The organism is Maribacter sedimenticola (assembly GCF_900188415.1).
Taxonomy (GTDB): Bacteria; Bacteroidota; Bacteroidia; order Flavobacteriales; family Flavobacteriaceae; genus Maribacter; species Maribacter sedimenticola.
In genome coordinates this window covers 368,251-394,295 of record NZ_FZNV01000003.1, presented here as the reverse complement: position 1 = coordinate 394,295, position 26,045 = coordinate 368,251, and the positions used below count along the sequence as shown (strand labels likewise).

The 26,045-nt window shown below is 37.3% G+C and carries 21 protein-coding genes; 14 read left to right on the top strand and 7 right to left on the bottom strand.

Going from position 1 to position 26,045, the window contains the following annotated elements; genetic code table 11:
* Window position 1: 1 nt before the first annotated feature.
* Together panD and panC are read right to left on the bottom strand one after the other, a co-directional pair.
* Window positions 2-352 (bottom strand): aspartate 1-decarboxylase, encoded by a 351-nt coding sequence (gene panD / locus CHB68_RS11055; protein WP_089260938.1) that lies wholly within the window; start codon window positions 350-352, stop codon window positions 2-4.
* Between the two features lie 13 nt (window positions 353-365).
* Window positions 366-1,211: a pantoate--beta-alanine ligase gene (panC, locus tag CHB68_RS11050; RefSeq protein WP_089260937.1), complete on the bottom strand. Its 846-nt coding sequence runs from the start codon at window positions 1,209-1,211 to the stop codon at window positions 366-368.
* A gap of 103 nt (window positions 1,212-1,314) precedes the next feature.
* Between panC and CHB68_RS11045 the strand changes: the two genes are divergently transcribed.
* The 8 genes from CHB68_RS11045 (at window position 1,315) to CHB68_RS11010 (ending at window position 13,198) form a co-directional block, all read left to right on the top strand.
* Entirely contained in the window at window positions 1,315-2,124 is an 810-nt protein-coding gene (locus tag CHB68_RS11045) for a glycogen/starch synthase (RefSeq protein WP_089260936.1), read from the top strand.
* A gap of 5 nt (window positions 2,125-2,129) precedes the next feature.
* The gene (locus CHB68_RS11040; RefSeq protein WP_089260935.1) at window positions 2,130-4,061 is read left to right on the top strand and encodes a DUF4270 domain-containing protein; all 1,932 of its coding nucleotides are present in this window, start codon (window positions 2,130-2,132) and stop codon (window positions 4,059-4,061) included.
* 153 nt (window positions 4,062-4,214) lie between these two features.
* A complete protein-coding gene (glmS, locus tag CHB68_RS11035; RefSeq protein ID WP_089260934.1) occupies window positions 4,215-6,059 on the top strand; it encodes a glutamine--fructose-6-phosphate transaminase (isomerizing) in 1,845 nt (614 codons plus the stop codon).
* A 187-nt stretch (window positions 6,060-6,246) separates the two neighbouring features.
* Window positions 6,247-9,030 (top strand): TonB-dependent receptor, encoded by a 2,784-nt coding sequence (locus tag CHB68_RS11030; protein WP_089260933.1) that lies wholly within the window; start codon window positions 6,247-6,249, stop codon window positions 9,028-9,030.
* A gap of 20 nt (window positions 9,031-9,050) precedes the next feature.
* Entirely contained in the window at window positions 9,051-10,586 is a 1,536-nt protein-coding gene (locus CHB68_RS11025) for an SGNH/GDSL hydrolase family protein (RefSeq protein WP_089260932.1), read from the top strand.
* A gap of 167 nt (window positions 10,587-10,753) precedes the next feature.
* Window positions 10,754-12,262 (top strand): F0F1 ATP synthase subunit beta, encoded by a 1,509-nt coding sequence (atpD, locus tag CHB68_RS11020; RefSeq protein WP_089260931.1) that lies wholly within the window; start codon window positions 10,754-10,756, stop codon window positions 12,260-12,262.
* 82 nt (window positions 12,263-12,344) lie between these two features.
* Complete coding sequence (locus CHB68_RS11015) at window positions 12,345-12,623, top strand: F0F1 ATP synthase subunit epsilon (protein WP_089260930.1); 279 nt, start codon at window positions 12,345-12,347, stop codon at window positions 12,621-12,623.
* Between the two features lie 44 nt (window positions 12,624-12,667).
* Window positions 12,668-13,198 (top strand): hypothetical protein, encoded by a 531-nt coding sequence (locus tag CHB68_RS11010; protein ID WP_089260929.1) that lies wholly within the window; start codon window positions 12,668-12,670, stop codon window positions 13,196-13,198.
* A 21-nt stretch (window positions 13,199-13,219) separates the two neighbouring features.
* On the opposite strand, the gene CHB68_RS11005 is transcribed toward CHB68_RS11010, so the two are convergent.
* The 4 genes from CHB68_RS11005 to CHB68_RS10990 all read right to left on the bottom strand — a co-directional run bounded on the left by CHB68_RS11005 (window position 13,220) and on the right by CHB68_RS10990 (window position 18,296).
* Window positions 13,220-13,753: a GNAT family N-acetyltransferase gene (locus tag CHB68_RS11005; RefSeq protein ID WP_089260928.1), complete on the bottom strand. Its 534-nt coding sequence runs from the start codon at window positions 13,751-13,753 to the stop codon at window positions 13,220-13,222.
* A gap of 2 nt (window positions 13,754-13,755) precedes the next feature.
* Window positions 13,756-15,546: a M61 family metallopeptidase gene (locus CHB68_RS11000; RefSeq protein WP_089260927.1), complete on the bottom strand. Its 1,791-nt coding sequence runs from the start codon at window positions 15,544-15,546 to the stop codon at window positions 13,756-13,758.
* 78 nt (window positions 15,547-15,624) lie between these two features.
* A complete protein-coding gene (locus CHB68_RS10995; RefSeq protein ID WP_089260926.1) occupies window positions 15,625-16,023 on the bottom strand; it encodes a response regulator in 399 nt (132 codons plus the stop codon).
* Entirely contained in the window at window positions 16,020-18,296 is a 2,277-nt protein-coding gene (locus CHB68_RS10990) for a PAS domain S-box protein (RefSeq protein ID WP_089260925.1), read from the bottom strand. The genes CHB68_RS10995 and CHB68_RS10990 overlap by 4 nt, the downstream gene beginning before the upstream one ends.
* Window positions 18,297-18,595: 299 nt before the next feature.
* On the opposite strand from CHB68_RS10990, the gene CHB68_RS10985 reads away from it, so the two are divergent.
* From CHB68_RS10985 to bioD, 3 genes are read left to right on the top strand one after another with little or no spacing between them, the layout of a single operon-like run.
* Window positions 18,596-19,753 (top strand): aminotransferase class I/II-fold pyridoxal phosphate-dependent enzyme, encoded by a 1,158-nt coding sequence (locus tag CHB68_RS10985; protein WP_089260924.1) that lies wholly within the window; start codon window positions 18,596-18,598, stop codon window positions 19,751-19,753.
* Window positions 19,754-19,760: 7 nt separating this feature from the next.
* A complete protein-coding gene (locus tag CHB68_RS10980; protein WP_089261261.1) occupies window positions 19,761-20,144 on the top strand; it encodes a putative signal transducing protein in 384 nt (127 codons plus the stop codon).
* 7 nt (window positions 20,145-20,151) lie between these two features.
* On the top strand, window positions 20,152-20,769 hold the full coding sequence (gene bioD / locus CHB68_RS10975; protein WP_089260923.1) for a dethiobiotin synthase: 618 nt from the start codon (window positions 20,152-20,154) through the stop codon (window positions 20,767-20,769).
* On the opposite strand, the gene CHB68_RS10970 is transcribed toward bioD, so the two are convergent.
* Complete coding sequence (locus tag CHB68_RS10970; RefSeq protein ID WP_245838918.1) at window positions 20,755-22,239, bottom strand: ArnT family glycosyltransferase; 1,485 nt, start codon at window positions 22,237-22,239, stop codon at window positions 20,755-20,757. The two genes, bioD and CHB68_RS10970, sit on opposite strands and share 15 nt — an antisense overlap.
* 75 nt (window positions 22,240-22,314) lie before the next feature.
* On the opposite strand from CHB68_RS10970, the gene bioA reads away from it, so the two are divergent.
* From bioA to bioB, 3 genes are all read left to right on the top strand, one after another.
* Window positions 22,315-23,583, top strand: a complete 1,269-nt coding sequence (gene bioA, locus CHB68_RS10965) for an adenosylmethionine--8-amino-7-oxononanoate transaminase (protein ID WP_245838917.1) — start codon at window positions 22,315-22,317, stop codon at window positions 23,581-23,583.
* A 9-nt stretch (window positions 23,584-23,592) separates the two neighbouring features.
* Entirely contained in the window at window positions 23,593-24,786 is a 1,194-nt protein-coding gene (locus CHB68_RS10960) for a beta-ketoacyl synthase N-terminal-like domain-containing protein (RefSeq protein ID WP_089260920.1), read from the top strand.
* A 102-nt stretch (window positions 24,787-24,888) separates the two neighbouring features.
* Window positions 24,889-25,983 carry a biotin synthase BioB gene (gene bioB, locus CHB68_RS10955; RefSeq protein WP_089260919.1) on the top strand — a complete coding sequence of 365 codons (1,095 nt, stop codon included), beginning with the start codon at window positions 24,889-24,891 and terminating at the stop codon, window positions 25,981-25,983.
* Window positions 25,984-26,045: the final 62 nt, after the last annotated feature.

The following is a 26,045-nucleotide window of genomic DNA, read 5'->3' as shown; positions in this document are numbered from 1 at the left end:
TTTAATTCAATAAGTTGTTTGTTTCGTTAGGGAACACCAATGAAGGATTAAATTTTTTGGCAGCTTCTATGTCCATCCAAGCGTAAGTAATGAGAATTAGGATGTCTCCTACGGCAACTTTCCTTGCTGCCGCACCGTTCAATGTTATTTCACCACTAGATCTAGGACCTGGTATTGCATAGGTCTCAAGACGTTCACCATTGTTATTGTTAACAATTTGTACTTTTTCCCCCCTAATTATGTTAGCGGCATCCATTAAGTCCTCATCAATGGTAATGCTGCCTATATAGTTAAGGTCGGCACCAGTGACTTTTACTCTATGTATCTTTGATTTTACAACTTGTACTTGCATCTTACGAAATTAGTTAATTAAGGGCTAAATTGTCTATAAGCCTAACATTTTCGGCATAGGCTGCAATAAACGCCCTGTATTTAATATTATTGCTTTTCTGTTTGATCGGGGTCAAGGTTTCGCTATCGGTTATTTCAAAATATTCTAACTGAAAATCACCGTTTTGCTCAAAGGCCTTATGGACCCAATCCTTAATACTTATAACATTTTCTGTGCCAAATTTTTGTTTAGCGGTTTTTAGCGTCTCGTAAATGAACGCCGCTTTTAGTCGTATTGTATCGCTTAACCTTTCATTTCGGGAGCTCATTGCCAAACCGTTTTTTTCACGTACAATTTCACAGCCTAGTATTTCAACGGGTAAATGCTGTAATTCTGTCATTTTTTGAATGATCCTTAGTTGTTGAAAATCTTTTTCTCCAAAATAAGCTTTGTTGGGAGACACTAGCCTAAGCAATTTTTCAACTATGGTACCTACTCCATTAAAATGGTTGTCTCTAAATTCACCTTCCATTACTTTATCCAATCCGTCAAAATCATATAGGTTATGGATGACATTTTTCTCGTAGATTTCACTAACGGAAGGTGCAAACACAATAGCTTCATCTGCTACCGAAGCAATAAGGTTAATATCATTTTCCAAAGTTTTAGGATATTTTTCCAAATCCTCACTATTATTAAATTGTGTAGGGTTTACAAAAATACTTACAACAATATAATTGTTTTCTTCTGCCGCTCTTTCGATTAAGGAAACATGCCCTTCATGAAGTGCGCCCATTGTAGGTACAAAGCCCAGACTCTGCTCTTTGTCAATTTTATCCAGTTCTGCCCTCAGGTCATTTTTGGTCTTGATTACCAACATGTAAAATGTAATTTAGCGAGCAAACTTACTATAATTACTGCTAATCTCTATATTTTTTGTAATTTTGCACTTGCGTTCTTGTGAAAAATAAAATATAACCTTTATGAATGGTAAAAAGATATTATTTGTATCTTCTGAATTAGTTCCTTACTTACCCGAAAACGAAGTTTCCCTAATGTCTTATGAAGCACCTAGAATGGTCAACAGCAATGGTGGCCAGATAAGGATATTCATGCCACGTTATGGGAATATCAATGAAAGGAGGCATCAACTGCACGAAGTAATACGTCTTTCCGGTATGAATTTGGTAATTAATGATATGGATATGCCATTGATCATTAAGGTTGCATCAATACCAAAAGAACGTATTCAGGTTTATTTTATTGATAACGAAGAATATTTTAAGAGAAAGGCTACGTTTACTGATAAGCAAGGAGTATTGTTTCCTGACAATGACCAAAGAGCGATCTTCTTTGCTAAAGGGGTCATGGAAACGGTTAAGAAATTAAATTGGTCTCCGGATATTATTCACGTACATGGTTGGATGGCTAGTCTTTTGCCATTATATCTTAAAAAATACTACGCGGATGAGCCTTTGTTTGGGGACAGTAAGATCGTGTTGTCCGTATACGGTAAAACTTTTGATGGCACTTTAGATCCTGAAATGATCAAAAAAATTGCATTTGATGGTATTCCTGAAGAAGCTATTTCTTCTTTGGCAGAGCCTACTTATAATAATTTGTTAAAGGTGGCCGTAGATTACGCGGATGCAATTATTTTAGCTTCGGAAGAAATTCCGGAAGAATTAGAGAACCATATATCCAACCAAGAAAAACCAGTGTTGCCATACGTACCTGTGCAGGAATTTGAAGAGGCGTATGCTAATTTTTATAACACAGAAGTTTTAAAATAATCTGAATGAATTTTTTTGATAAGTCCGCCACTCCCAGGTTTGTGGGATTGTTTTTGATATTGGCTTTTTTGGTTTCTTGTGAGCAAGATTTGACTACGGTAGGCGCAGGAGTTGTTGGTAACGAACCTTTTACTACAGGACAGGAAGTCTATGATGTATTTGTGTATAACAAGAATATAGAGGCGGTACAGTCCAATAAGTTGCCAATATATCAAATTGGGACTTATAATGACCCTATATATGGTAAAACAAGGGCTTCTGTAACTTCTCAAGTATTATTGTCCTTGCAAAACCCAACTTTCGGTAATTTTTCTCAAGAAAAGGAAAATAACGCAGGCAGTGCAGATGAGGCCATTACAGTTATTCAGGAAAATGAAACTGTAGAGGAGGTATATCTGTATATCCCCTTTTTGGCAAAGTCCATAACTCCGGATAGTGATAATGATGGGGTGAATGATGAATTTGATAATGAACCCTTGAATCCGGACAATGATAACGATTTGGATGGTGTATCCAATATTTTGGAAACGGCTGCAGGAACTGATCCATTGGATAGTGGTAGTGTAGATGCTGATGGTGACGGTTTATATGATGATAATGGAGAAGCGATCATATCAAATAATTTTGCGGAGCGTGTAGAATTGGACAGTATTTATATCAACGGAAAAAAGTTTGATAACAGTCTGTATTACGATGCTATAACAGATGAGAATCTACCTACATTTAATTTAAAGGTAGAAAGGTCTACGTATTATTTAAGGGACCTTGATCCAGATGCTAATTTTCAAGAATCACAGGAATATTTTACTTCTCAAGAAATTTCACCATCATTTGTTTCAGATGTATTGTTTGACGGTGAAGTAAAAATTGATAATAAAGAAAAATTGATACCTAATGAGGATGATGAGACAACTACGGAGGTAGATGAATCATTGACCAATACAAAATTGAATCCGGGAATTCGCGTGAAATTGGATAATGAATTTTTTCAAACCAATCTTTTGGACAAGGAAGGAAGTTCGGAATTATTGAGCCAAGCTAATTTTAAGGAGTTTTTAAGGGGGCTACACTTTTCAATTACGGACGAAGTTGGTAATGAGGTTTACTTTATGTTCGACCTTAAAACAGCCAATATTACCGTGACTTATAGTTACGATAGTTATGATACCAATGGAACAGCAGATGATACAAGTGATGATATTGTCAACGTAAAAAAAGAGAAAGATTTTGTTCTTAACTTTTTGACCCAAATATCAAGTGGATCCGTAAGCGGTAATGCCGTAAATACGATTACAGCTGAAAGTTATTCGCCGGAAATTGCACAATCTTTGGATAATGAGGAAAATGCATCAAGAATATATTTAAAAGGAGGACCAGGTACCTATGCCGAAATTAATTTGTTCGAGGAGAATGGAGGGGAAAGTATTGTTGAACAAATACGTGCTGAAAACTGGGTAATCAATGAAGCCAATCTGGTATTCTATGTAGATAGGGAGATGTTGGATGTTAATGGTAGTGCTTTGGAGCCAATAAGGCTATATCTTTATAATTCAGAAAACAACTTTCCTTTGATCAATCAAAATACAGAACAAAATAACCTTGAGGCCAATCCAATAACGGGGCTTTTTCTGAATTACGATGGTATTTTGCAAAAAACGGATGGAAAAGGGGTGAAATATTCTGTTAAGATAACAGACCATATCAACAATTTGGTTGTGAGGGACTCTGCTAATGCCACTCTGGCATTGACCTTGTCTACCAATATCCAAAATTGGAACGTAGCACCGGCCAAAGTAACGGGAGAAGAAAAATCTATAGCAACAACTTCTAATTTAACTCCATTGGGAACAGTATTGTATGGTAGTAATGTGCCAAGTACCGATCCTAATTTTGATAAGCGTTTAAGGCTTGAGATTTTTTATACAAAGGCCGACTAGGTAAACCTATTTCTATTTCCTATAATTAATTTGGTATTCGTATATCATTTTATAGATTATTCACGTTGTATACCTTAAATAGTATAAAATTTGGTCACGATGGTATATTTTCGTGTAGGATAATTAAAAAATAAGTCAGCAAATAATAGTTATATGTGTGGAATTGTAGGTTATATAGGTCATAGGGATGCTTTTCCCATAGTAATTAAAGGTCTTCAGCGATTAGAATATCGTGGTTATGACAGTGCAGGTATTGCGTTGTATGACGGGAACAAAATCAACCTCTCTAAAACTAAGGGAAAGGTAGAGGATTTAAAAAACAAGGCCAAGGAGATTTCTTTGGAAGGAAGTATAGGAATTGGTCATACCCGCTGGGCTACCCATGGTGTTCCAAATGATGTTAATTCCCACCCGCACTATTCAAATTCAGGAAATCTGGTAATCATTCACAATGGTATCATTGAAAATTATGAGGCCATTAAGCAGGAGTTGACCAAAAGGGGTTATGTATTTAAGTCGGATACGGACACTGAAGTATTGGTCAATTTAATAGAGGAAGTTAAGAAAACGGAAGATGTGAAGTTGGGTAAGGCGGTGCAAATAGCGCTTAACCAAGTTGTTGGTGCCTACGCAATTGCCGTATTTGATGTTGAAAAGCCAGATGAAATTGTAGTTGCAAAATTAGGTAGCCCATTGGCTATTGGTATTGGCAACAATGAATTTTTTATTGCTTCGGATGCTTCGCCATTTATCGAATTTACTAATAATGCCGTCTATCTTGAAGATGAGGAAATGGCTATCATTAGATTGGGTAAGGAGATTAAATTAAGAAAGATTAAAGATGATTCAGTTGCGTATCCAAGGATTTTGGAATTGCAAATGAATTTGGAGGAAATAGAAAAAGGTGGATATGACCACTTTATGTTAAAGGAAATTTACGAACAACCTAGGGCTATAAAGGACACCTACAGAGGTAGATTATTGGCAGATCAAGGATTGGTAAAAATGTCCGGTATTGAGCAAAATATGGAGAAATTCATCAATGCCAATAGAATCATCATAGTGGCTTGTGGAACTTCATGGCATGCAGGTCTGGTGGCGGAATATATTTTTGAAGATTTGGCAAGAATACCTGTTGAGGTTGAATATGCGTCTGAGTTCAGGTATAGAAATCCGGTTATTACGGATAAGGATGTTTTAATTGCGATATCCCAATCTGGAGAAACAGCGGATACCTTGGCGGCAATTAAACTTGCAAAAGAGAAAGGTGCATTTGTTTTTGGTGTTTGTAACGTTGTAGGGTCCTCTATTGCTAGAGAGACAGATGCAGGTGCATATACGCATGCGGGTCCTGAAATAGGTGTTGCTTCTACAAAGGCCTTTACTACACAGATTACAGTATTAACGTTAATGGCCTTAAGGTTGGCCAAGGCAAAAGGTGAATTTTCCGAAACCAAATACCGTGAATATTTAACGGAATTGGAAACAATACCTTCCAAGGTTGAAAAATCGTTAGAGTCCAATGCTTTAATAGAAATTATTGCTGATGTATACAAGGATTCTACCAATTGTCTATACTTGGGTAGAGGATATAATTTCCCAGTAGCTTTAGAAGGGGCGTTAAAATTAAAAGAGATAAGTTATATTCATGCAGAAGGATATCCTGCCGCGGAAATGAAGCACGGACCTATAGCATTAATTGATGAACATATGCCTGTTTTCGTTATTGCCACTAAAAAAGGACATTATGAAAAGGTAGTAAGTAATATTCAGGAGATTAAATCAAGGAAGGGTAAGATTATCGCTATTGTTACCGAAGGTGATGAACAAGTGAGAGATTTGGCCGACCATGTGATTGAGGTCCCGGAAACGTTGGAAAGTTTGACTCCACTTTTGACTACCATTCCTTTGCAACTACTTTCTTATCATATTGCGGTAATGAGAGGCTGTAATGTGGATCAACCCAGAAATTTAGCCAAATCGGTAACGGTGGAATAGAAGTAAGATAAATTATATTAAAGCGGTGTGGAGCAATCCATACCGCTTTTTTTTGCGCAATACACAATATATATAGGGTATAATTATCAAAATAATACTATGCATGCATAATTTTTTTCAAATTAATATTTTCGAGATAAAATAATCTGTATCTTGAGCCCGAACTAATTTTAAACTTAAATTAAGAATGAGAGCAATACTACTTTTAGCATTGTTTGGTTTTGGAACCTTAGGGTTTGCACAGACCAATATCAATGGTACGGTTGTTGATCAGAACAACCAGCCTATCCCCGGGGCCAATATTGTTATTGTTGGTAAAACTATTGGGACTGTATCGGATTTTGACGGTAATTTCAATTTAGAAACTTCTGAGGTTCCACCTTTTAAAATAGAAGTCTCAAGTATTGGGTATACAAATGCCACCGAAACGATTACAAGTAATAATCAGACGGTAAATATTATTTTGACAGAATCCCAAACATTTTTGGATGAGGTCGTTATTTCGGCATCAAGAACCCCTGAACGAATTTTTGAATCCCCCGTTACAGTAGAAAGAATTGGTATTTCCGAAATAAAAAGTACCACGGCTGCAGATTTTTATGGCGGTTTGGAAAATTTAAAGGGAGTTGATGTAAATACGAACAGTTTAACATTTAAATCGGTAAATACCAGAGGATTTGCCTCCTTTGCCAATACTCGATTTATGCAGTTGGTAGATGGTATGGACAATTCTACCCCCGCGCTTAATTTTCCTATTGGAAACTTGGTAGGTATGATAGAAACGGATGTTTCCAGTGTGGAATTATTACCTGGGGCATCATCGGCATTGTATGGTGCTAATGCATTTAACGGAATATTGTTTATGCGCAGTAAGAGTCCGTTTGACCATGAAGGAATAAGTGTTTCTATAAAAAGAGGTATTACTTCTCAAAAATCTGCAGGGGATAACGCCTATACGGATGTTGGGATTAGGGCTGCTCATAAATTCAGCGATAAATTTGCGGGAAAGGTCAATTTTGGTTATTTGAAAGGTACGGATTGGGCCGCTACAAGTGAAGTGGATAAGACTAGGCCCGGTGGTACTAGGGCAGATTTAAATTATGACGGTATCAATGTCTATGGTGATGAGGTTGCAACAGATATTAAGGATGTGGCGCTTACATTAGAAGGATTAGGTATTTTACCTGCCGGTGCAAATGCATTGGTTCCTTCGCAAATTGTAAGTAGAACCGGTTATAATGAAAATGTGTTGACCAATTACAATGCGGAAAGTATTAAAGCGGATTGGGGTCTATATTATAGGCCAATTGAAGATAATAGTCTGGAATTGTCCTATGTAGGTAAGGTAGGTACGGGTAATACAATTTACCAAGGAACCAACAGGTACAATATAGCTGGGTTTTTTCAGGAACAGCACAAGTTGGAAGTAAAGAACGACAACTTCTTTGTAAGGGGCTATGTAGTAGCTGATAAAGCCGGTGATTCTTATGACATGGTGTTTACAGGTATTAATATTAACAGGGCTTGGAAAGATGACAACACTTGGTTTGGTGAATACACCGGTACATATGTACAGGCCACCTTGGCAGGAGCAACCGATGAGCAAGCACATGCTGCGGCTAGGGCTCAAGCGGAGACAGGTAGGTTTTTGCCTGGAACCCCGGAGTTTCAAGCTGCTTTTGATAGAAGTATCAACGATCCGGATTTGACAACGGGATCAAAATTTCAGGATGCATCCAAATACTATCATGCAGATGCCAATTACAATTTCAGCCATTTAATAGATTGGGCAGAAATTCAGGTTGGGGGTTCTTTTAGGGAATACAGTTTAAATTCTTCCGGTACTATATATACTGATTTTGATGGACCCATAAATTACTCTGAATTTGGTATTTATTCACAAGTACAAAAGACATTGCCTTTTCAAAATGAAAAGAGCTTAAAACTTACCGGATCTATTCGTTATGATAAGTCAGAATTTTTTGACGGATTTATATCGCCTAGGTTATCTGCAGGTTTTACCCTGAACAGAGATCATAACATAAGGGCCTCTGCGCAAACTGGTTTTAGAAACCCAACTACCCAAGATCTTTTTATTGGGTTAGATGCAGGTAGGGCAATCTTGGTGGGGTCCGCACCAAACAATTTGGATCGTTATTCCAGGGATTTTGAAGTCAGTGGAGGTGGTCAGCTTTTAGGGCAGCCAAGTACAATAAACCAAACCGGGGCGGCGGCATATAACAATTCTTATTCCGCAGCATCCGTAACTCGTTTGTCGGAAACGGGAAATCCTGCCGATTTGGAAGTAGCCAACCCTGATATTATAAAGCCCGAAAAAGTAACTTCCTTTGAAGTAGGTTATAGGGGAAAGGTTGATAAATTGGTAATTGATTTTAGTACTTATTTTAATTCTTATCAAGACTTTATTTCCCAGGAAGTGGTTGTTGCCCCATATTACGGTACTGTTGGTGATGGTGGTTTATCCATTGCGGCAATTTCAAACGGGGATTTCCAAGCTTATAGTGCATATACAAATACAGATGCAGATGTAAATTCCTATGGTGCTTCACTAGGGTTAAGTATGAAAGTACTTGGTAATTTTGATCTGGAAGGAAGTTACACTTTTACTAAACTTGATTTTGACCGCGATGCAAACCCAGATGTAATGTTGAATTTCAACACTCCAGAGCATAAATTCAAGGCTTCTTTTGGGAACAAGGAACTGTTCAATAATTTTGGTTTCAACGTATCCTATAGATTTAGCGATGATTATTTCTGGGAAGCTACTTTCGGTAATGGTGTAGTACCTGAATTTCATGTAGTGGATGCGCAGATTAATTATGATGTGCCCAGTATTAAGTCCACGTTCAAACTAGGAGGTACCAACCTTACTAATAAAGAATATTTTACTGCATTCGGTACTGGATTTATAGGGTCTATGTACTACTTATCTTGGACTATTAACAACTAATTTTTAAATAAGGAGTTGAAATGAAAAATTTAAAATTTATATATATTTCTATAGGGATCTTGGCTTTTACGGCTTGTAATGATCCAGAAGATGTTGATCTTTCACCAGAAGTGATTGTGGAAGACCCTGTTGAATTGACCGCTGGCTCTGCTGATTTTTCAAATTATGTGGCCTTGGGCAATTCATTGACTGCAGGTTTTACGGACGGAGCTTTGTTCCAAGCTAGTCAAAGTATGTCGTTGCCAAATTTATTGTCCCAGAAATTTAGTTTAGCGGGTGGCGGAAGTTTTGTACAACCGCTTACCAATGATAATTTTGGTGGACTTGCTGCCGGTGGAGAAAGAATTCAAGACCCTAGATTGGTTTTTGGAGGTGCTGGTCCTGTACCGTTAGAAGCTGCTTTGGGCGCATCGGTTACTGTTTCGACGGATATAGTATTGAACAACCCTACCGGTCCATTTAATAATCTAGGCGTACCAGGAGCTAAAAGCTTTCATCTACTGGCGCCAGGATATGGTAATTTGGCAAATGTATCTTTAGGTTTGGCAAACCCCTATTTCGTAAGGATGACAGGAAATACACCTGATATTAGCGTATTGGAAATGGCAGTAAGTCAAGCTCCTAGCTTTTTCTCTCTTTGGATAGGTAATAATGATGTACTGGGCTATGCAACTACAGGTGGTGACGGTACTAACCCAATAACTCCGGTTTCCGGAGTGCCAGGTGTTGGTTTTGATGGTAGTTATGGAGCTTTGATCGCAACCTTGACCGCAGGAGGTGCAAAAGGAGTGGTTGCCAATATTCCTAATGTGGTAGATATTCCGCATTTTACTACAGTTCCCCATAATCCGGTACCTCTGGATGCTGCTACTGCAGCTGCGGTGAACGGGGCTTATGCACAATATAATGGTGGTTTGCAAGCTGCCTTTGGCGCTTTGGCAGGTACAGGATTGTTTACACAGGAAGAATTAGAGGCCAGAACGATAAATTTTGTCGAAGGACCTAATAATGCGGTAGTCATAGAGGATGAATCATTGACGGATTTAGGAGCTATTAATCCGGCATTTGCTGCATTGCCAAAAATTAGACAGGCCACGGCTAATGATTTATTGGTATTAACGGCATCAAATTTTATTGGTACACTTGCGGTACCGGGCAATCCTTTATCGGTAAATGGAGTTGCCGTACCACTTGCGGACAAGTGGGTATTAATTCCTAGTGAACAAGAAGAAATTGCAGTGGCTATTGAGGCGTTCAACCAAATTATTGAAGCAACGGCCGCCCAAGCCGGTCTTGCATTGGTGGATGCAAATTCCTTATTGAACCAGTTGGCCAATGGTGGTATTACCAGTGGTGATTTTACGTTAACCTCTAGTTTGGTGACGGGTAGTGCATTTTCTTTGGACGGTGTACATCCTACTGCACGCGGGTATGCGTTGTTGGCAAATGAGTTCATGAAGGCCATTGATGCTACTTATGGTTCAAACTTTGAGGCATCGGGCAATTTGCTTGATGTAGGTGATTATCCTACAAATTATTCTCCCACGTTACAGTAATGGAATATATAATTATCAATAAATAAAGGTGCTCTCAGGGCACCTTTTTAGTTTTGTAAAAAAGCTAAAAAACAGTTTTTGTTTAAAATTGAATAGCATATCTTTGCAGCCTGAAAATGAGAGCATTTTTAAGGTTATATTAAACGTAATACATAAACATAAAAGTAATGTCAAAAGTTACAGGTAAAGTTTCGCAAATCATTGGGCCAGTGGTTGATGTAGAATTTCAATCAGGTGCTGATCTACCTAGAATCTATGATTCCTTGGAAATTGTAAACAAGGATAAGTCAATTTTGGTTTTAGAGGTGCAATCCCATGTTGGCGAAAATACGGTTAGAACCATTTCTATGGATTCTACCGATGGTCTAAGTAGAGGTGTTGAAGTAGTGGCTACGGGAAGTGCGATCCAAATGCCTGTTGGGGATGATGTTTATGGTCGTTTGTTCAATGTAATCGGTGATGCTATTGATGGTTTGGGCAATTTACCTAAATCTGGAGATAATGGTCTGCCAATTCACAGGGAGGCTCCAAAATTTGAGGATCTTTCGACTTCAACAGAGGTTTTATATACAGGTATTAAGGTAATTGATTTGATCGAGCCTTATGCAAAAGGTGGTAAAATTGGATTATTTGGTGGTGCAGGTGTTGGTAAGACGGTTCTTATTCAGGAGTTGATCAACAATATTGCAAAAGGACATGGTGGACTTTCTGTTTTTGCCGGTGTAGGTGAAAGAACACGTGAAGGAAATGATTTACTTCGTGAGATGTTGGAGTCCGGTATTATCAAATATGGTGATGATTTCATGCATTCTATGGAAGAAGGCGGTTGGGATTTGAACAAGGTTGATAAAAATATAATGAAAGAATCAAAGGCAACTTTTGTTTTTGGTCAAATGAACGAACCACCTGGAGCCCGTGCAAGGGTTGCTCTTTCTGGGTTGACCATAGCGGAATATTTCCGTGATGGAGCTGGTGAAGGTCAAGGTAAAGATGTTCTATTCTTCGTTGATAATATCTTCCGTTTTACCCAAGCAGGTTCAGAGGTATCGGCACTATTGGGTCGTATGCCATCTGCGGTAGGTTACCAACCCACATTGGCAACGGAGATGGGTGCAATGCAAGAACGTATTACATCAACAAAAAGAGGTTCTATTACCTCTGTACAAGCGGTATACGTGCCTGCGGATGATTTAACGGATCCAGCTCCGGCAACTACATTTGCCCACTTGGATGCTACAACCGTATTATCTCGTAAAATTGCTGAGCTAGGTATTTATCCTGCTGTGGATCCATTAGATTCTACGTCTAGAATTTTAACTGCTGAAATTTTAGGAAAAGATCATTATGCCTGCGCACAAAGGGTAAAGGAGCTTTTGCAACGTTATAAGGAACTTCAGGATATTATTGCCATTTTAGGTATGGAAGAATTGTCAGAGGAAGATAAATTAGCAGTTGGTAGGGCACGTCGTGTACAACGTTTCCTTTCCCAGCCTTTCCACGTAGCAGAACAGTTTACAGGTCTAAAAGGTGTTTTAGTAGATATCAAGGATACCATTAAAGGATTTAATATGATTATGGATGGTGAATTGGATCACTTACCCGAATCTGCTTTTAACTTGAAAGGTACTATAGAAGAAGCGATCGAGGCTGGTGAGAAAATGTTGACTGAAGCTTAGAACTAGTAAGCAGTTAGCAGTAACAGTTTGCACTTTGTTTGCTACTGTATGCTGAATACTGAGTACTGAATACTTAAAAAATATGTATTTAGAAATTGTATCACCAGAGGCCACTTTGTTTGCGGGAGAAGTAACATCTGTTACCGTACCCGGTATTAACGGAGAGTTTCAGATGTTAAAAGATCACGCTCCAATAGTTTCTTTGTTACAGGAAGGGAAGGTTAAAATTGCCGGAAATGTGACTTTGGAAAAGGCTCATGCATCAAAATTCAGTAAAGATTCTGATGGAAACACTGTGCTACCTATAACTAGTGGTACCATTGAATTAAAGAATAATAAGGTTATTGTACTAGCGGATTAAAATTCAATAGGAGATAAAATGTTATAAAAAGCCATACATATCGTATGGCTTTTATCGTTTTAAAGGGAGTGAGAAAAAAGAATGTAATTATATCCGAAGGTAATCGTCCTTTATGGCACCTGATAATTGCCGCTATTCATTATACTGCAATAGTATCCTTACTTCTTTTTTATATAGTGGATTTTAAGCCTTCATTGATTAAGGGAATCCATACATTAAAAATTATTCTTTTTATTTTACCTGGAGCTTTGACTTTTTCTATCGTAAAGGATGTTCTTTTTGATTTGCAAAACAAGAGATATAAACTTCAATATGGTGTGGGTCCAATAAGATATGGGATATGGAAAGAATTACCCGAAATTGAGTATGTATCGGTTTTCAAACAACCATTAGTTGACGGTAATTTTATATATGAAGCAAATTTATGGTACGCAAAAAATAGACATTTTAATGTATATGAAAGTGAATCTAAACAACAAGCCTATCTATTTGGTGAAAATATTGCAAAAATACTAGAGATTGATCTTCTGGATGCAACTGAACCAAATAATTATACTTGGAAAGAAGTTAAATAGCTCTAGCATTACTTCTTGATATCAACCTGTTTTTAATGCAATTAATTCCCAATCTTGACCTAAGGAATTATAGGTGCATATTTTTGTAAAACCAATAGCATAATGGGCGCTCAAAGAGCGGCTATTCGTGGCATCCACTTCAGTTATGATGCTGGTATAAGTAGGAAAGGCTATTTTTTGCATTGCCGCGTACAACCCTCTAAAAACACCTTGTTTTCTATGGGTCTTTGCAACACAGATTTGACCCATGGTAATATAATTCTGCAGATGATTTTTTTCTATTTCCGTAAACATTGGTCTTAGAACGGAAATATCATCCTTAAAATCTTGTGTCATGGATAGTGCATAACCAACTACCTTACCCATGTGTTTGGCAATAGTATGCGGAAAAGCATTGTTCATTTTAGTAAGAAGTTCCAAACTATGTTCAACGGTGACAAATCCTTCTCTTGCCATCTCCGTAGCGGTAACGGAAGATCTTAAATTCATTTGTTGTATAGAAAGAATTTGCATTAATTCTTCCGTAGTACTTGCACTGGTGTAATTGATTTCCATTATTACAGTTTTAACCAAGAATTACGAGCTTTAAGCATTTGCTTAGAAGGTAAATTTTCTGTTTTTTCCATCAATTGAATGGAATAGTGTGGATCCGGTTCAAGCGTTAACACGGTATTTTTTTTATTGCCATCTCTTATAAAGTCAATAGAAAGCTTATCTGTTGGCCTAAATTGTTTCAATAAAGCATTGAATGCAATATCTTCTTGCAATGGCCTACCGTTTATGTGGGTAATTAAATCACCTTTGTCCAAACCAGCGGTATAAGCAGGACTTCCTATAGTTGGATTACTTTTAATTATACCATTGTTCTCATTGGAAATTGTTACCGCTGCCCCAAAATATACAGTATTGGAATCTTGAGAAATAGAAACACCAACACTTTCTAAAAGTTCCTTGTATTTGGGCATACCACTCTTATATATGTAATTATTGAAAAATTGGTTACCAAATTCCTCGCCGGCATAACTGTTCAAGGTTTGGTGTAAATTTTCTAGCGTATAAGGTATTTCAGTTTTACCATATTGAGACCAAACAAGCTTCATAAAATCATCTAAGTTCAATTTTTGTTCCCTTAGGGAAAGGTCCAGCGCCAAACCTAAAACACTACCGTAGGAATAGTAAGATATAAATGTATTTTCCCTATTAACGGGATCTACTGAGGTTGCAGCGTCTACAAAAGGAGCTTGATAGCTCATTTCAATAGGATTAAAAAATTGTAGGGCCGGCGAATTCCAAACATAATTAAATGTACCCGTCAATCCCTCAATATATTTTTCTGGAGATATAAGTGTTGCTCTACATAATATAAGATTGGTGTAATAACTTGTAAAACCTTCAGCAAACCATAGGGCTCCGCTCATATTTGCCTCTTCAAAGTTAAAAGGTTCCAAAGATTTTGGTCGTATACGTTCCACGTTCCAACTATGGAAAAACTCATGGGAAACCGTACCTATATTACCATCCATACCACCATTTGCCAATGTTCTTGTGCTTGTTAGTATTGTTGAATTTCTATGTTCCATGCCATCACCGGATGCGTTTGGTATATAGCAGGCTAGAAAAGTGTAGGTATTATAATCGAATTGTGGCAACTCACCGAACACCTCTTTTTCGGCAGTTACTACTTTTTTTACTTTCTCAAAATACTTGTCTGCTTCTTCTTCAGTTCCTGGGTCATGAAGAGCAAGTTTTACGGTTTGATCATCAATAATGAATTCCCTTACCTTGTGGTTACTTAGTTCTGTGGGGCTATCCATAAAATAATAAAGGTTTGGAGCGCTATAAGTATTGTTTTTAACCTTTGCTAATTGAGTGGCAATTTTCCATTCTAAATCTTCTCTATTTACAAAATCAACTTCAATGGGTCTGTCGCTTAAAGAAGGAGCATAAATAAATGTGGCCGGTATATTTAAATGCGCATGAGATTCGTCTATTTGTGAATAGGTGCCGTCCCCTCTATCTGCAAATAAGATGTATTCAATTGTTACATTACCGTTATGCCCGGTAATTTGCCATTCATATGGGTTGGGCCTATATATTTTAAGTATATTACCTTGGGCATCTTTGGCTTTAAAAGCATAAACGTTCTTGGCAAATTCATGTAAGGCATATCTTCCCGGAGATGTTCTGCTCATTCTTACGGACAATGTATCTTGATCAATATCTGGAAAGTTTACCGTAACCACGGCCTCATGGTGTATGGCATTATCAAAAGATATGGAATAATTTATCGTTTGCGCACTAAGAGATAGTGCTGTAAAAAAGAGAAAAATTAGGTACAAATAACGCATACAATGTTTTTAGCTAATATAATGAAGCTAATGCATGTTTGTAAAATTTGATTCTAATTATTAAGCGTGAAGAAAGAATTATTCTCCAAATTTAGATTGAATTGCATTTTTAATTTTTTTGAAAACAATATCATTTATGGGTTTTATGACAAAATCCGTCACTAATGGGCTAGCCATAAGATTATCGATATCTAGCTTATTGCCTGAGGAGGTCAATACAAAAACCATACAATTTGAAGGGTTGGCAAGGACTTCAAAATGTTCCATAAATTTCCAACCGTTCATTACGGGCATATTCAAATCTAAAAACACAACATAGTTGTTGTCGTTGTTATAATCTTCCTTTAAAAAGTTGATAGCCGTTAATCCGTTAGTGAACAAAGTTATGTCACCTGTAATACCAGTTGCCTTTAAACCTTTTTCCAACAAAAAGGTAAATATTGGATCATCTTCTATAACAATTATTTTATAACTCATTCGGTTTCTTCTATATTCATTCGTTGTACGGTACTGTCTACAATTTTCTTTATGACCACATCTATTTCATCTGCAGAATCTATAATGTATTGCAGCATACGGTTTTTTTCTTCAAAATCAAGATCATGATTTTCGTCCCTAATAAGATTAACCAAGCCCATTAATCTTGCAACAGGAGCCCTTAGTTCATGGGATTGTGTCCATGCAATTTCCTTTAATTTTGCATTTTGTTTTTCAATGGCCTTTAAGTAGTTGACACGGTTACTTACATCTCGTGAATTTACGACAATACCGTTTATGGAAGGTTCGTCCAATTTATTGGTAACCGTTGTCTCCATCCAAATATATTGGTTGTTTTTGATTCTGAACCTAAATGGCCTAATCTTGGTTTGGGGTACTTCCAAGATTTTATAAAATTGTTTTAGGACTTCATCATAATCTTCAGGGTGTACATAGTCAAATGCATTGGTGCCTAAATATTCCTCTGGGGTTGTTTGCAAAATTCTGGTAGAAGTAGGACTTACATATAGGAAATTGGCTTCTGTATTTAATATGGCAATTAAATCACTACCATCTTGTACCAAAGATTTAAATCGGCGTTCTGATTGTGCAAGCTGTACGTCAGCTTTTTTCTTCTCGGTTATATCACGGGCTATACAGTATACTACCCTTTCTTTATCGTCCCAATTTGCGGACCAAAGCATGGGTACTATAGTATTGTTCTTGTGGATGTATCTATTTTCAAATCCCGTAACCTTTTCACCTTCTAAAATTGCGAATGCTTCGTTCAAGGTCAATTCTTTGTCCTCTTCATGTACAAAACCTATATATTGCTTACCGATCAAGTCCTTTGGTTCATATCCCCAAATTTTTTGACAGGCCTTGTTAATGCTCAAGAAATATCCTTCTTCATCTATGGTGCAAATGATATCCAAGGATGCATCCATTATTTTTTGCATTTCCTCTTTAGCACTTATCAATACCTGCTGTGACAAAACCTCTGATGTTATGTCTTTAGAATAGCAGGTAAGACCTAATAATTTACCATTGTTGTCATAAAGGGGGTTAAAAGAGGTCAACCCATAGGTAGTTCTAAGTTTTGCGGGGTTGTGAAATTTACCTTTAATAGAAAACTGTTCTCCATTTAATGCCCTTGCATAATAATTTTTCCATTTATTATTGATATCGATATCAAAATTTTCTGAAAACACGACGTCCCCAACATTAAACTGATAGCCAATATTGTCCCTGATCAATTCATGATAGGCGTTGTTTGCCATTATTAATCTGTATTCGGTATCAACAGACCACAAAAGATCTTTGGTGTTATTGATAATGGCTTCCTGGTTATTTTTAAGCTTTACCAGTTCAAAATCATCATTTACTTTCTGCGTAATATTCTGGATGGTACCGTACATTAAAAGCGGTTGATCGTCATCCCAGGACAAAACTTTACCGTTATCATGAACCCAATTAGTTTGCCCGCTTAAGTTTATAATTCGGTATTTAATATCATAAATTTCAGTCTTATGCTCAAAACATCGTTCTAGTTTTGCCTTGACCAATTTTAGGTCTTCCGGATGTATAAAATTTTCCCAATCAGAATATTGTAAGGTTTTTTTGGCTTCGGCGGAATAACCTAGAATTTTTAGACATTCATAATTTAATTTCATTAAATTATTCTTGATATCCCGTTCCCAAATACCAATACCAGTTGCAGAAACGATGTTGTCAAGAAGAATCCCTTTTTGTTCTAATTTATTTTTTTGGTGCCGTGATATTTTTTTTGACTTTCTTAATTCAAATAATTGTATGACCTGCTTGGCAAGTGTTTTTAAGCCATTTATTTGCAGCTCATTGAGTTGTTTTGTTTTTTGGTCCATGACACATAATGAACCTAATTGATATCCATCATCGTTAGTTAAGGAAACTCCAGCGTAGAAACCAATTTTCAAATCTCCTTTGACAGAAGCATATTCTGAAAATCGTTTATCCTGGTTTGGGTTTTCTACGATTAAAACATCTAAATCATCAAGAATTAAATATTTGCAAAAAGAATCATCTAGTGTAGTACTAGTTAATTCCAATCCATGATGCGATTTAAAAAATTGTCGATTATCGTCCACTAAAGAAATGAGGCTTATAGGGGTGTTGCATATAGCTGCTGCCAAAGCCGTGATATCATTGTATAGGGATTCCTCTTCAGAATCCATAATAGTATAAGAACCTAAAGCTTCTAATCTTTCTTTGTCTGCAATTTTATCTCTTTTCATAGCCAATCAATCAGAAAAAAAATATAGCGCTAATAGCAATATACAATATTAATAGTAGGAAAATTCCTTAAAAATTGTGCAAAAATATGTTTATTCTTTAACATTTAAACATTATTTCGCGTTTATTTTTGACTTAAAAGAAATGTAAACTCCTATTTATCAACGTTATAAATGATAGTAATTGGTAATTCAAAATGGGTTTTCTTAAAAAACAGATTTTTTCTCAAATTTAGAAGTAAATAATTCTTCATTTCATTAAAAACTTCCGTTTCAATTCATAGAAAAGTTATTTTTGCTCAATGAGTAAAACACCCGCTAGGTTAGTAAAATTATTGGCAGGCCGTAAGGAAGAGGACACCTTTAGGCAGTTGACTTCAATGAGTGGTCTAATAGATTTTTTGTCCAACGATTATTTGGGATTTGCCAATAATGAAACACTGTTTTCCAAAACCTTTCAGGTGCTTTTAAATGAAGGGATAGCTTCCAATGGTTCAGGAGGGTCGCGTCTTCTGTCCGGTAATCACAAACTTTACGGCCAATTGGAACCTTTGTTGGCTAATTTTTATAAAGCGGGGGAAGCATTGGTCTTCAATTCTGGTTATGATGCCAACCTTGGCTTGTTCAGCGCCGTACCACAACGTGGTGATATTATATTTTATGATGAATATGTTCATGCAAGTATTCGTGAGGGGATACGAATAAGCAATGCAAAATCATATAGTTTCTTACACAATGATTTGTCTAGCCTAAAAGACCGAATTGCATTGAATTTGGCGAGAAATGATCAAAAAGATAGTGTGGTCTATGTGGCTACCGAAAGTGTTTTTTCAATGGATGGAGATTCTCCCGACTTAAAAGCTTTTGCGGATTATACCAAAACTAACGGCTATCATTTAATTGTTGATGAGGCCCATGCCGGTGGCGTGTTGGGTAAAAATGGAGAAGGTCTAGTGGCAAAATTGGGGTTGCAGGAAGATGTTTTCGCAAGGACCATAACCTTTGGAAAAGCATTTGGGTGTCATGGTGCAGCGGTTTTGGGCAGTAATGACCTTAAGGCGTTTTTGGTCAATTTTGCAAAACCGTTAATATACACCACAGGCTTAACGCCACATACATTGGCCACTATTCTTACGGCCCATACATTTTTTAATGAATTAAGTAAAGAGCCAAAAGTAAGCTTAGCGGAAAATATTGCATTTTTTAAAGATCAGGTCAAAGCATATAAATTAAATGATTATTTTATTGCTAGCGATACAGCTATACAATGTTGTGTGGTCCCTGGCACAAAAAAGGTAAAGACGGTATCCAAAAAACTATTGGATAAAGGATTTCATATTAAAGCCATTGTATCTCCAACGGTGGCCGAAGGTCAAGAGCGACTTAGAATTTGTTTGCATAGCTTTAATTCCAAGGAAGAAATAGGACTATTGCTTAAATTGTTATCCAGTTTTATTTAGTATGGGCATGGAAGATAAATTTTATCAATTGGCTAGTTTTGAATATGTTGCCGATGTACAGATTGTAAAGGGTAAACTGGAGTCAGAGGGTATTCCGGTTTTTTTAAGGGATGAGAATACCTTAAATTCCGATCCTCTTATTAGCAATGCCATTGGGGGCGTAAAATTGCAGGTATACTCAAAGGATAAGGAAAGGGCAATTGCTATTTATGATGAAATCAGGGCCTATGCCGTAGATGAACAAGGTGATCCTATTGTATGTCCAAATTGTAAGGCAAAACGATCAGAACCATATTATAACAGTAAGGGGGTATTTTATAAACTTTTTCCATTTTTTGAAAAAAGAAAGTATAAGTGCCTAAATTGTAAAATGATTACGAACTCAAAGTAAGTATATAATGCAAAAGATATTTGTGACCGGAATTTCAACAGAAGTAGGCAAAACAATTGCTTCTGCTATTTTTACCGAAGCTTTAACAGCAGATTATTGGAAACCTGTGCAAGCAGGAGATTTGGACAATACAGATGTAGATAAGGTGAAAAGGTTGATTTCCAATGAAAAATCTAAGTTTCATCCGTGCAGCTATGAGTTGAAGGCAGCTATGAGTCCGCATGCCGCGGCAGAGTTGGAAGGTATTAGAATAGATAGGTTCCATATCAATGAACCGGAAACCGATAATAATTTGATCATTGAGGGGTCTGGGGGAATATTGGTGCCCTTAAATGATGAGGATACCATGTTTGATATTATTATGCCAGACTACAAGGTGGTAGTAGTTTCCAGAAATTATCTGGGCAGTATTAATCATTCTTTATTGACGATCAATTGGCTTTTACATAAAGGTTATGATGTATCCGTACTGTTCAGTGGGGAAGCAAATCCGCAGACCGAGAATATCATATTGCATAAAACTGGTGTATCCTTGATCGGTAGAATAGATGAGGAAAAGGAGTTTACCAAGGAAGTGATTAAAAAATATGCCGATAAATTTGAGGGTATATTAAGGTCGCTCTAGTCGTTGTAATACTTCTGCATTTTCAACATCGGCCAGTTTTACATAATGTGTAGAAAGGTAATCATCTATATAGGTATTTACTTCTATCAATTTCTTGTCGAATATCCGTTTGCCTTTTCTTGTGATTACCGTTTTGGGCCGTATGACCTCCATAATGTATTGTAATTCTTCAATAGCAATTTTTCTTGGGTTGTTGAAAAATGGGAACAGTTCATCCCTGCAAATATTACTGGGATGTGTAGCCGCAATGGTGGGCGGTAGCGTATTTAAATTCCAATAACCAATATGGTATTCAAAAAAAAGTATGTTTTTGGTCTCTAAATTGTGATCTGTAATATATTGTGGTACAGAGAAACCCTCGCCATTATAAAGTGTATTTTTTTCATAATAGTTTTTGGCGACATTGATATATTCCAAATAACTTTCTGCAGGTATCAACATTCCTACAAATGCAAGGAAAACCGGTATTCTTGGTTTATAACGTAATAAAATATTTGAAATCACTATGCCCAAAAGGATTAGAAATAGAGGGTGTAATTGTATGAGGTAATGGCCGTTTATCCTTCCGCCTTTTATAAACGATATCAATATCCCAAAAATAGAGACCAGCAGTAACTGGTTGGTTCTGTTTTTAAAATCAATGTATTTGTTTTTATAGGCATAGATGAGAAACAAACCTATAATAACGAATATAGGAGCAAGTTTAAGGAATGAGTATCTTCTAGCCTCGGTATATTCCAAAGGGGCCAGAATTACTGATTTCCACCATACTAAGGTTTGCCCGGTTATATAATAAGGGACTATGGTAGCGAGAATCACGGTAAGTATTCCTATACCAAATAAAATGACTTTTAAAAAACCCTTCTTTTTTTTAGTAAGCAATGCTTCGTACAAAAGGAACAGGCCAATAAAGCATATGGGGAATGCCATATTCAGTTTGACCATTACCGTAACTCCCATGAGCAGTCCGGCAAAAAAGATGGCAAACGCAGATTTTTTTTTCAGTATTAGGTAGATTGCGGGAACAAAGAAAGCAACGCAGATATGTTCTGACATTACACCTTGCAAACTGCCAAACAAGCTGAGCAATACAATACAGGCCACGCCAACAATTATAGATGATGTTTTGGCCAATATGGTACGTGCAATTTTAAAGGTAAAGAATGCTGTAATCAAAACGGTGAACACTCCTGCTAATCTAATGGCAATAAAGCTTTTGCCGAATAGGGTGATTATGGAGGCAAAGAAAGCAAAGGTTAACGGGGGCTTTAAGTCCCATAATTGGGTATAGGGCAAAAAACCGTTGGCCCAAGATTGCCCAAGTAATATAAACGTACTTTCGTCCCTGTCAATATAGTCCCTGAAGAAAAAAGGGAACCGTATAAAAAAGGTGATGCAAAAAAAGAATAAAAGAATGGTTGAATTTTTCCATTTGGAAATGGTATAAAATACATTTTCGTTTCTTTTCAAGGACATCTTAAATTTGCGGTTTATTTCCCGATCTTTGCAAGATAGATAAAATGAGGAATTATAAATTTTATGGCCGTGGAAAATCTATCAACTAGAGATAAAAAGTATTTGTGGCATCCTTTAACTCAACATAAGTTAAACAAGCCCCAATTACCTATTGTAAAGGCAAAAGGGGCACTTTTGTTTGATGAGGACGGTAATGAATATATAGATGGTATTGCATCTTGGTACACCACAATGTATGGGCATGGCAATGACCAGATAATTGCCGCAATGACCAAACAGATGCAAAAGTTGGATTTTGTAATGTTCAGTGGCTTAACACATGAACCGGCTATTGAACTTTCAGAACAGCTTATCAATATTTTACCTGACAATCAAGCAAAACTTTTTTTTAATGATAATGGTTCTACGGCAATTGATGCGGCCATAAAAATGGCGTTTCAATATTTTCATAATGATGGAAAAAAAAGAGATACGTTAATAGCATTTGAAGACGGATTTCATGGAGATACCTTTGGGGCAATGAGTGCTTCTGGACTTTCTTCGTATAATGGACCGTTTGAAGATTTTCTATTAAAGGTTGTGCGCATTCCTGTACCGCAAGAAAACAATCTGGAATTGGTCAAAAAACAATTGACGAATATTTTAAGTGAAAACAGCTGTGCGGCCTTTATATTTGAACCGCTGGTACAAGGTGCCGCAGGAATGAAATTTCATTCCGTACAAGGGCTTGATGAGTTGATTCAACTATGTCAAACTCATGATGTGCTGTGTATTGCCGATGAAATAATGACAGGATTTGGGAAAACGGGAACGGATTTCGCTTCTGAAGTCCTTGTGAACAAACCAGATATTATCTGTCTGAGCAAAGCGCTTACGGCAGGTATGTTCCCTTTAAGTATTACCAGTTGTTCACAAAAGCTGTATGATAGGTTTTTAAGTGATGAGGTACACAAAGGTTTTTTTCATGCGCACACTTTCAGCGCACATCCTATTGGATGTGCTGCGGCTTTAGCCGGAATTAGCCTTTTAAATTCTTCTGAAATTAAGGAAAGAAGGCAGTATATAGAAAAGGAGCACAACGTATTTGCTGCAGAAGTTAAAAACCATGAAAAGATAGCTGAGGTAAGGGTCAAGGGGGTCATTTTGGCTATAGACCTACAACTGAAAATGGAACGGTATGGCAACTTGCGTGATGAGCTGTATCAATTTTTCTTAAACAGGGGCGTTTTGCTTAGGCCATTGGGCAATACCGTTTATGTACTGCCCCCTTATGTAATTACCAACATACAACTTCAAAAAATATATGCCGCCATTAAAAAGGCATTAGATACTTTTTAGATTAATATATTGAAAGAAAAAATATCCATAACGGCCCTTGCCTCCCTTTCACCTTTGGGAGATACATTGAATGAAACCTGGAAGGCTTATTTAAGCGACAATCATTATTTTTCTTTAAAGGATTACAATGGACAACAAGTATGGGTAGCCCCATTGTCCCAAGCCTCAAAGCTTAAAGTAGATGAATTAAGGTTTTCTGATAATAAATATAAAAAGTTGGACGATAGTGTTCTCTTTGCAATTTTAGCATCGAGAAAGGCAGTTGATCAAGCAGGATGGAAAAATACCTCAATTTTTGGTGTTAATATGGGCTCATCAAGGGGCGCTACAAAACTTTTTGAGGAATACCATCAAGAATATTTGGAAACGGGAGTAACGTCAACCTTAAGCTCACCTACAACAACGTTGGGCAATATATCATCATGGGTATCACATGACCTTGGGGCCACAGGTCCGGATATCTCCCATTCCATTACTTGTTCCACGGGCTTACATTCCGTATTGAACGGGGTGGCATGGCTCAATAGCGGAATGGCGGACAAATTTTTGGTAGGAGCTAGTGAAGCGCCATTGACCAATTTTACCATTGCCCAGATGAAAGCATTAAAAATTTATGCTAGAACTACGGCTGTTCATGAGCCTCCGGTAGATGAACTTGGAAAGGAGTACCCCTGCCAGGCTTTATATCTTGAAAAGGAGACCAATTCCATGATTTTGGGTGAAGCTGCCACTGTAGCATGTTTGGAAACCGGTACGGTGAACAATGCCCTTGCGCTAATAGAAGGGGTTGGGTATGCAACTGAAATTTTAAAACATAATACCTCCATATCGGCAAATGCGGAATGTTTTCAAAAATCGATGAAAATGGCCATGGGGAACTTATCCCTTTCCGATATTGATGTCATAGTTATGCATGCACCTGGCACCATTAAAGGAGATTTGTCTGAATTTAATGCGGTGCAACAGGTGTTTGGAAGTACAATGCCACTTTTAACGACCAATAAGTGGAAATTTGGGCATACGTTTGCGTCTTCTGGTATGCTAAACCTAGAGTTGGCAATTTTAATGATTCAACATAATAAATTTATACCATCACCTTTTTTTAAGAACAAAGTGAATAATAAGCAGATCAAAAGGGTCTTGGTCAATGCCGTAGGTTTTGGTGGTAATGCTGTAAGTATATTAGTATCTAAAAATGAATAGGTTATGAAAAGGACTCTAGTGTAGTCTTCATTTTAAAACCAACCAATTATATTTTCAATTTAAATTCAGTTATTTTTGAACTTGGTAACAACCTATGATGATATGAGCGACGCAAGACATAATTGGACAAAAGACGAAATCTTAGCAATATATAATAAGCCTTTAATGGAGCTTCTATATGAGGCTGCAACCGTACACAGGCAACATCACGATCCCAACACGGTGCAGGTTTCAACCCTACTTTCAATTAAAACGGGCGGTTGTCCGGAGGATTGTGGGTACTGTCCGCAAGCGGCACGTTACCATACGGATATAGAAGGTAACGACCTTATGGCCGTATCTCAGGTAAAAGCTCAAGCGTTAAGGGCAAAGGCATCTGGTAGTTCACGTGTTTGTATGGGGGCTGCATGGAGAAATGTAAAGGATGGTCCGGAATTTGAGCAAGTATTGGAAATGGTGCGTACCATCAATAAGCTGGATATGGAAGTATGCTGTACACTGGGGATGATAACGGAAAACCAGGCCAAACGTTTGGCAGAAGCAGGTTTGTACGCCTATAACCACAACTTGGATACCTCAGAGGATTATTATAAAGATGTTATTTCTACGCGCGCTTTTGAGGACCGTTTGGATACGATAGAAAATGTGCGCAAAAGTAATGTTACCGTCTGTAGTGGTGGTATCATTGGTATGGGAGAGGCATTGGAAGATAGGGCAGGTATGTTGGTCGCTTTGACCTCGCTTAATCCGCAACCGGAATCTGTTCCCATTAATGCTTTGGTTGCCGTAGAGGGTACTCCTATGGAAGATATAGAGCCGGTTTCTATTTGGGACATGATCAGAATGGTGGCCACTACCAGGATTGTAATGCCAGAGACTCAAGTACGTTTATCCGCAGGCCGCACGGAAATGAGTAGGGAAGGTCAGGCAATGTGCTTTTTTGCGGGTGCAAATTCCATTTTTGCGGGAGATAAATTGTTGACGACCCCAAATCCAGATGTAAATGAGGACATGGCTATGTTCAAAATGTTGGGGTTAAATCCTCAAAAACCATTTACCAAAGTGGCCCAGCCCAAAACTGTGGAAGCTGCGGATTCACAACTACAACCTTTAGGCGAAAAGCCAAAGTGGTCAAGACCCGGGCATACCATAGAGCGTAATGAAAATGCCAAGCAAAAGGCAAAAATTGTTGAATAATACTACATTAATACATTTTTAAGAAATTATTTTCTAATCGTTAATTACCTTTGGGTTCCCTA